Below are 7117 nucleotides of genomic sequence, written 5' to 3' on the forward strand. Positions count from 1 at the left end.
GACTCATTACGGACTAAGTCCGTATTGACTCCGTAATGCTAAGGAGGTAGCGCCGGATGCCGATCCTGCGGAGTGCCTGCAAATAGTTAACCTGCAATGAGTTAACCATTGGGGTGGTAAATTCCGGTTTCCCATTGCATAGTCTCATGGAACGCCTTCTCATGGAGCGCCGACGTCCCCGTCGGCGATAGTAACGATGAACATGGCACATCTGCCAATTTCGTAAACCATCCAAATATCTGTAACCGATCCTGCGGACAGGAACCGACGGGGACGTAGATAATTCCATAGTATTATGACTTTTGCGGCATTTCTTCAAAAAAAAGTATTGACTAAAACCCTATTCTGAGATGTTTAGACTTACCAAGAAAAAACCATGAGGTTAGCCGATGCTAAAAGCAAAAATATTCGTCCGCCTGAAACCCAGCGTCCTCGATCCGCAGGGCAAAGCGGTGAGCAATTCCCTGCATGCACTTGGCTATGCGGAGGTGCTTGATACCCGCGTCAGCAAATACATAGAGATCATTTTTGACAATAATGACGAATCCGCCGTGAGCGCTCAGGTGGAAAAGATCTGCAGTTCGCTGCTCGCCAATCACAATACCGAGCACTATGGTTTCGAGCTGGAAAAAGTAGAGTAATTCGATTTTGAAAGTAAGTGTAATCACATTTCCCGGGTCAAATTGCGATCACGATGCAGCGGAAGTATTTGCCTCTCGCGGGCATGAAACGAAGATGATTTGGCACAAGGATCACGATCTGGAGTCCCCTGATCTGGTGATCCTTCCCGGCGGTTTTTCCTATGGCGATTATCTGCGCTGCGGCGCGTTGGCGAGGTTTTCCCCCATCGTGAACGAAGTGGTCGCTTTTGCCAATCAGGGCGGGCTCGTGATGGGCATCTGCAACGGCTTTCAGATCCTCACGGAGTGCGGTCTTTTACCCGGAACCCTGTTGATGAATGCCGGGCTTGATTTCATCTGCCAACACCAATATATCCGCGTGGAAAATAACGACAATCCCTTTAGTTATCAGATTTCTCCCGGCACTGCGTTAGACATCCCCATCGCCCATAAAGAAGGCAACTATTTCATCGACGAAGCAGGCTTGAACAGCCTCGAAGCAAACGCGCAAATCATCTTTCGCTATTGCGATAAAGATGGAAGCGTAAATCCGGAATCAAACCCCAACGGTTCACGCTCAGGCATTGCCGGAATCTGCAATACCAAGCGCAACGTCCTGGGCATGATGCCGCATCCGGAAAGAGCCGCAACCGATGTCGTGTGCAGCCGCGACGGGAGAATGATCTTTGCAGCCATTGAGAGTTTTTTTGCTTCCCCTGCTTGATCTGCTCTTTCCGCCGGCTTGTTTTCACTGCCACGGCAGGATGGAAACCGCGTCCTTGATCGTGTGCGACACTTGTCTGGAAATGATCGGAACGTTGGACGAAGACGTATGCAAAAAATGCGGCACTCCTCTGGAAAGTGAGGATTGCGAGGTCTGCGCCGAGAATGAATTTTACTTTGATATCGCCAGAGCGGCTTATCGTTTCAATGGCCCTATGCAAACCATGATCCATCAGCTTAAATACAATGGTATGGTCTCGCCGGTCTCCTTCATCGTCAAAGGGATGCAAACCACTGTGAACGCCAATGCGGAACTCTCGGATATAGATTTTATCACCGCTGTGCCATTGCATCGGGTGCGCCTTCGCGAACGCGGATTCAACCAGTCCGAGCTGTTGGCGCGCGCTCTGGCAAAGGCTTTGGGCGTCAAATATGCCGATCCCGTTTCCAGACATCAATATACCGAGAGCCAAACCCGGCTGCACAAACAGCAGCGGATCAAAAACCTCGGCGGCGCCTTCAAGCTAAGGCATAAAGCGGATCTGACCAACAAACGCGTCCTCTTGATCGACGATGTCTTCACCACCGGCAGCACCGTGAACGAGGTTTCTCAAGTCCTCAAAAGCGGCGGAGCTGGATATATTGCGGTTTTGACCGCTGCTCGGGCGGTTTAGCATGAACAAAGGATATCAGGAAATCAAGTCCACACTCAACGAAGCCGAAGCGGCGGACATGATCGAGCGCGTCGCCAGATTCATCGCCGAACGGCATCTTGCCCCTGCGGGCATCCTCTTTCTGGAATCCGTCCGCCCCTTGCACGGCATCGGCGCACAGTTCATGTATTTTGTGCTGCCCTTTGCTGAAGTGATCTTCGATTCGCAGAAATATCAACGCTTTGCCCTGATGATCGAAAACGAAGAAAACCTTAAAAGACTGATCCAACGCATCGACGAAATGGATGAAGAGATCAACCGCGAGCGCCGCGCCGAGGCAAAGCTCAAACGCAAACGTCGGCGCAACCAGTTCAAAGCCTTCTTTGCAAAATTGATAAGAACCAAAGATAAAAAAAGCTGAATAAGCGGAGGAATACATGCAATACGATGAAAAACGCCTGACCCGCATCGTTGCCACAGACTGTGGCAGCACGACCACCAAGGCAATTTTAATCGAATGGGTGGACGGCGAATATCGCCAAACCATCCGCGGTGAGGCTCCCACGACTGTGGAAGCTCCGCTGAACGACGTCACCAAAGGTGTGATCAACGCCACTCAGGAGATGGAAGAACTGGCTCGCCTGAAGCACAAAAACCCCAATATCAAGTTTATGGAAAATGGCGAATTCGTCATTCCGCGCAATGGTGACATCGGCGTAGATGCCTATGTTTCAACTTCTTCCGCCGGCGGTGGCTTGCAGATGATGGTCACCGGAGTGGTGGCTTCCATGACCGGAGAAAGCGCTGAACGCGCAGCCCTCGGTGCCGGAGCCATCGTGATGGATCTGATCGCCAGCAACGACAAACGCATGAACCACGAAAAGATCGAGCGCATCCGCCAATTGCGTCCGGATATGATTCTCATGGCAGGCGGCGAAGATGGCGGCACCGTCAAACACGTCGTGGAAATGGCAGAGCTCGTCAGCGGTGCCGATCCCAAGCCACGTCTTGGTTCCAGCTACAAACTTCCCGTGATCTTTGCCGGAAATAAAGAAGCCCGCGTCGAGATCAGCAACACTTTGAAAGAAAAGGTCGATCTGATCATCACCGAAAACATCCGTCCCAAACTGGAAACCGAAAACCTCGGTCCCGCTCGCGATAAGATCCACGATCTCTTCATGGAACACGTGATGAAACAGGCTCCCGGCTATAATAAGCTGATGGAATGGACCAAGGGACCGGATCTGGAAAACGTGCCGATCATGCCAACTCCCGCAGCAGTGGGAAACATCATGCAGACCATCGCCAAGGATGAAAACATCGAAGTGGTGGGCGTCGATATCGGAGGAGCTACCACGGACATCTTTTCCGTATTCACCGAAGAGCATGTTTTCAACCGCACCGTGAGCGCCAACCTTGGCATGAGCTACAGCATTTCCAACGTGTTAGCTTCCGCCGGTCTTGCAAACATCATGCGCTGGGTTCCCTTTGACATCAATGAAAGCGAACTGCGCAACATGATCAAAAACAAGATGATCCGTCCCACTACGATCCCCTCGCTTTTGGAAGAACTCGTGCTCGAACAAGCCATCGCCAAAGAAGCCCTGCGTCTCGCTTTTGAACAGCACAAAGAGTTTGCCTCCGGTTTGAAAGGCATGCAGCGTCAACGCGATATCTCCGAAGCTTTCAGCCAAACCACTTCCGGAGCATCGATCGTGAATCTGATGACTTTGAACCTTCTCGTCGGCAGCGGCGGAGTGCTTTCTCACGCCCCGCGTCGTCATCAAACAGTGATGATGCTCATCGATTCCTTTTTGCCTGAGGGAATCACCCGCCTCGCGGTGGACAGCATCTTCATGATGCCCCATCTTGGCGTGCTTTCCGAAATCAGTGCCAAAGCCGCGACGGAAGTCTTCCGTAAGGATTGCATGATCTATCTCGGCACCTGCGTCGCCCCCGTCGGCAAAGGCAAGCTTGGCAAACCGGCTCTCTATGCCAAACTCGAGCTTCCCGACGGAACCTCGTTTGAAGAGGACATCCCTTATGGAGAAGTCCGTCTCATCCCCTGCGGCATAGGCGAGATTGCCAAAGCTCATCTCAAAACCCACGGCGGTTTGATCCTGGACAAGGATAAGAACCGCGAACTGGATATCGATCTCCACGGCGGACAGGTTGGCATCGTGCTCGACACCCGTGGCAGAAGACCCTTCACCCTTCCCACAGAGAAGGCTCAACGCATCGCTTCCCTCAAGAAATGGATGCGAGAACTCAAAGCATACCCCAATGACATTCTGGTATAGGAGGAAAAAATGGGACAAGCATATTCAGCCGGATTAACCGTAACCGATAGCATCATCCTGAAAAAAGAACGCATCCTGCCCCTCAAAGGACAGGTTCTTGTGAAAAAAGGCGACATGGTGAAAGCTGAAACCGTCATCGCCGAAACCCTTCTTCCCGGGAAAGTGATACCTTTCAACCTCGCCAACAAACTTGGCGTAACACCCTCGCAATTGGTCAATTATATCAAGATCAAGCCCGGACAGCAGATCTCCAAGGATACCATTCTTGCCGAAAACAAAGGTCTCTTCGGACTCGGCATCTTTAAAACCGAAGTGCGCTCTCCCTGTGACGGCGAGGTGGAAAATATCTCTGCCGTGACCGGACAGATACTCCTGCGCGAACCGCGTATCCCCGTGCAGGTCAAAGCTTTCATGGATGGATTCATCACCGAAGTGATCCCGGACGAGGGTGTCGTCATCGAAAACAAATCAGCCTATATCCAAGGCATCTTTGGCATCGGCGGAGAGACCATCGGCGAGCTCAAATTTATGGCTCTGACCCCGGATGATGAGCTCAGCCCCGCCAAGATCGACGATTCCTGCCGGGACAAGATCATCGTCGCCGGAGCCTTCATCTCTTATCTCACGATCGACGTCGCCATCAAGCATGGTGTCAAAGCCATCATCACCGGCGGCATTGATGATCAGGACATCAAGAAAATGCTCGGATACGACATCGGAGTCGCCATCACCGGACACGAAAACATCGGTCTCACCATCGTTTGCACCGAAGGATTCGGCAAAATCACCATGGCGCAAAAGACTTTTGATCTGCTGAAATCGTTAGACGGGAAAAAGACCTCAATCCATGGCAAAACCCAGATCCGTGCCGGTGTCATGCGTCCCGAGATCATCATTCCGATGGATTTCACCGAAGATGAATTGATCGCTAAGGAAGCCAGCCTGCCGATTCTCGAACCCGGAACCCTGATTCGCATCATCCGACAGCCCAATTTTGGCAAGATCGCCAAAGTGATCTCCCTGCCGGAAGAGCTGACCCAAGTGGAATCCGAAACATGGGTACGCATCCTCGAAGCCGAATTTGAGAACGGGACGAGATTCCGCATCCCCCGCGCGAATGTGGAAGTGATCGAATCATAAATTGTTGCATCGCAGGCAAGCCCCATCAGGGGCGGAGCGTTGGAGCCGACGGGGACGTCGGTAATTCCATGTTCGCTGCACCCCGAGCTTTGTTGTGTCGGCACTGATGGGGCGGACGCGTTGGAACCGACGGGGACGTCGGTGATTCCATGTTCGCTGCACACCATTCCACTAACTGAACTATCCCATTTGCATCTTCCATCCGATTCAGTTATAATGTATGGTAGTATATGGATATAAATTCTGTATCTTAGAGGATGGAAATGGAGAATTTCAGTTTTTGCAACCCTACGAAAGTGCACTTCGGCAGCGGAGTGATCAGCTTGTTGGGCAAAGAGATGCAGCAAGCCGGCATCAAAAAATGCCTTCTCGTTGCCGGCGGGGGTTCGATCCGCAATAATAATGTGCATAACCAGGTCTGCGATAGCCTCAAAAGAGCTTCGATTGATTGGGTCGAGGGATGGGGCGTGCAGGCGAATCCTACTCTGAAAAAGGCGCGCGAGCTCATCGACCAGGCAAAATCAGAATCCGTGGACGCCATCCTTGCCGTCGGTGGAGGCAGCGTCATTGATACCGCAAAGACCGTTGCGGCAGGCTTTTTCTTGGAAGACGCATGGAACGCTTTCACCGGAAAGGAAAGGGTCGCGCAAGCCCTGCCGATTTTCACCGTTCTCACGATCTCCGCCACCGGCAGCGAAATGAACGGTAATGCCGTGATCACAAACATGGACGAGCTCAGGAAATGGGCTTTTTCCTCCACACTCGTCTATCCAAAGGTCACAATCATCGATCCAGCCGTGCAATGCAGCCTGCCGTTCAATCAAACCGCGAACGGCGCTCTTGACGCCACCGCGCATATTCTGGAATATTATTTTGTTGACGATAAAGCCCTCAGCACCCTTGCCATCAATTCCGCCCTGCTCAAGACCATCGTGGAAATGACCGACCGTTTGAAAGATAACTCATGCGATCTCGTCGCCCGCAGCAATCTTGCCTGGAGCGCAACCCTCGCGCTCAACGGCATCAGCGGAATCGGACTCAAAGGCGGAGACTGGGCTTGCCATCAGATCGAACACGCCTTTTCCGCACTCAATCCATCCATCGCCCACGGCGAGGGACTCGGAGTCATTTTCCCCGCTTGGATCGAATATATGAGTGAAAGAGATCCCAAACGTTTCCAATATTGGGCAAAAAACGTCTGGGGCGAGGACAGTGTCTCCCACGCTTTGCGCAGCCTGCGCGACAAGATCGAATCCTGGGGTTCAGCCACCAACCTTCGCGATCTCGGTATCAAGATAAATGACCTGCCCAAGATCCTCGAGATCATCATGAGCAGCAAGACCATCGGCGCCGTCAGCAAATTCAACTCCGCAGAGATTGAAGCGCTGCTCATGCTGGCGTATTAATCTAATTTAACCGGGAGATTGAGAATAGGGCTGGGATCGATAAAACCGGCTCGATAGTAATAGATTAAATCTGTCTGAATAGGTATGATTGGGGAATCACGCTTTTGCTGAGGTTTCGCCTTTACGCAAAAAAAACGTTGGCGATGGCGGCGACCTACTCTCCCACACAGTTGCCCATGCAGTACCATCGGCGCAGATGAGCTTAACTTCTGTGTTCGGGATGGGAACAGGTGTTGCCTCACTGCTATAACCACCATCGCCAACGCCTCTAAAAT

The 7117-nt window shown here is 52.0% G+C and carries 7 protein-coding genes and 1 rRNA gene; 7 read left to right on the plus strand and 1 reads right to left on the minus strand.

Annotation, left to right across the window (positions count from 1 at the left end; genetic code table 11):
* The first annotated feature begins 389 nt into the window (after positions 1–389).
* From purS to Q8M98_06510, 7 genes are all read left to right on the plus strand, one after another.
* A complete protein-coding gene (purS, locus tag Q8M98_06480) occupies positions 390–641 on the plus strand; it encodes a phosphoribosylformylglycinamidine synthase subunit PurS (GenBank protein ID MDP3114407.1) in 252 nt (83 codons plus the stop codon).
* A 7-nt stretch (positions 642–648) separates the two neighbouring features.
* Positions 649–1344: a phosphoribosylformylglycinamidine synthase subunit PurQ gene (gene purQ / locus Q8M98_06485; GenBank protein MDP3114408.1), complete on the plus strand. Its 696-nt coding sequence runs from the start codon at positions 649–651 to the stop codon at positions 1342–1344.
* Complete coding sequence (locus Q8M98_06490; GenBank protein MDP3114409.1) at positions 1316–2017, plus strand: ComF family protein; 702 nt, start codon at positions 1316–1318, stop codon at positions 2015–2017. Before purQ ends, Q8M98_06490 begins: the two co-directional genes overlap by 29 nt.
* A 1-nt stretch (position 2018) precedes the next feature.
* Positions 2019–2417, plus strand: coding sequence for a hypothetical protein (locus Q8M98_06495; GenBank protein MDP3114410.1), 399 nt, complete (start codon positions 2019–2021; stop codon positions 2415–2417).
* Positions 2418–2433: 16 nt separating this feature from the next.
* On the plus strand, positions 2434–4296 hold the full coding sequence (locus tag Q8M98_06500; protein MDP3114411.1) for a glutamate mutase L: 1863 nt from the start codon (positions 2434–2436) through the stop codon (positions 4294–4296).
* A 9-nt stretch (positions 4297–4305) separates the two neighbouring features.
* A complete protein-coding gene (locus Q8M98_06505) occupies positions 4306–5436 on the plus strand; it encodes a hypothetical protein (protein ID MDP3114412.1) in 1131 nt (376 codons plus the stop codon).
* Between the two features lie 263 nt (positions 5437–5699).
* Positions 5700–6842 (plus strand): iron-containing alcohol dehydrogenase, encoded by a 1143-nt coding sequence (locus Q8M98_06510; protein MDP3114413.1) that lies wholly within the window; start codon positions 5700–5702, stop codon positions 6840–6842.
* 141 nt (positions 6843–6983) lie between these two features.
* On the opposite strand, the gene rrf is transcribed toward Q8M98_06510, so the two are convergent.
* A 5S ribosomal RNA gene (gene rrf / locus Q8M98_06515) occupies positions 6984–7100 on the minus strand.
* Between the last annotated feature and the right edge of the window lie 17 nt (positions 7101–7117).

Source organism: Candidatus Cloacimonadaceae bacterium, assembly GCA_030693415.1.
GTDB lineage: Bacteria > Cloacimonadota > Cloacimonadia > Cloacimonadales > Cloacimonadaceae > JAUYAR01.